The 1,337-nt window shown below is 76.3% G+C and carries 1 protein-coding gene and 1 pseudogene; both read right to left on the bottom strand.

Annotation, left to right across the window (positions count from 1 at the left end; genetic code table 11):
• Positions 1-399: LacI family DNA-binding transcriptional regulator (locus DBR36_RS13350; protein WP_146185360.1), on the bottom strand; the 399-nt coding region annotated here is incomplete at its 3' end.
• Between the two features lie 174 nt (positions 400-573).
• Positions 574-1,337: pseudogene (locus DBR36_RS18110) on the bottom strand (hypothetical protein); the annotation flags it as partial.

Raw genomic sequence — 1,337 nt, 5'->3', positions numbered from 1 at the left:
CGCGAGAACGGCCGACGCGACCAGGACGATGCCGGCGGGCCGACGCCGCAGCACGCCCTCGATCCACTGCTCGCCGAGGGAGTGCGCCCCGCCGCTCTCGGTGACGACGACCGCGAGACCCTGTTCCTTGGCGACCTCTTGCACCCCGGCGATGATCTCCATCGACCAGCTCGCCTCGAACTCATGGAAGACGAGCTCGATCAGACCGCCCGGCGGGCGCTCCCGCTGCGACCGCCGCACGTACCCGCGCGCGGTGAGCAGACCCTCGATCCGCGCGCGCGTCGCGGGCGAGATGTCGCCGTGGCCGTTGAGCACCTTCGAGATGGTCGCGACGGAGACGCCCGCCTCGTCCGCGATGTCGCTCAGGCGGACGCGTTCACGGGAATCGGGGCTTCGCATCGCCGCAGCTTACGCCCATTTCGCGAAACTTACGTGAGCTTTCGACCGCCCGCCGCGCGCCCGCCCCCCGTCGAGTGTCCAAGACACACCGCACCACCGCGACGACGCGCGGCGTTTCCTGGACACTCGACGGATCCACCGCGCGCGACCGCGCGCTCAGCGCAGCGGGCGCCCTCATCCCGCGGGCGTCGCGGAGGGCGAGGGCTTCGGACCGTTGCCGTTCCCGTGATTGCCGACGGGTGTCACGTGCCCGGGGGCCTGGTCCGAACGGCCGGGGCCCGACCCCGCGCCCGGGGCGATGCCCGGACCGGGGTTCGCGCTCGCCGCCGGGGACGGCGCACTCGTGGGCGCCCCGCCGCCGGGCGAACCGCTCTCGGGCGCGACCGGGGTGCCGGGCGCGGGGTTCGTCTCGACCGGCTGCGGAGCGGAGGGAGTCGTCGGAGCGGTGTCGGCGATCGGATCGACCACCACGTCGACCGGCGCGCTCGGCGCAGGCGGGGTGTCGGCATCCGTCGACGAAACCGGGAGCACGGCCTGGCTGGGGGTCGGATCGGGTGCGGAGCGCTCGGCCAGGGCCGGGGTCGCGCTCGACGTGGGAGCGGGCTGACGACCCGTGGTCGCCCCGCCCGCGGAGCCGAGCGAGAAGGCCAGCACGTGTCCGCCGACGACGACGGCCGCCGCCGCGGCTGCGCCCGCCCACACCCAGCCACGTCCCCGGGCCCGCTCTCGACGGGCGCGCGAACCGGGAGCCGTAGCGGCCGTCGTCTCGCGGGCCGGCACCGGGGTCGGCGCCGCCGACGCCCCCGCGGGGGCGAACAGCTCATCGAGAGCGCGGGTCTCGTCATCCACCCGCGGGAACGACACGAGCGCGGCCGGCGCCGGCGCGTCGGGCGCGAGCTCGGCGGCGCGCCGGGCCACATCCGCCGCGCGGGGCCGCG

The sequence above is a fragment of the Microbacterium sp. HMWF026 genome (assembly GCF_003061325.1).
Classification (GTDB): Bacteria; Actinomycetota; Actinomycetes; order Actinomycetales; family Microbacteriaceae; genus Microbacterium; species Microbacterium testaceum_E.
This window is presented reverse-complemented; position numbering and strand designations above follow the sequence as displayed.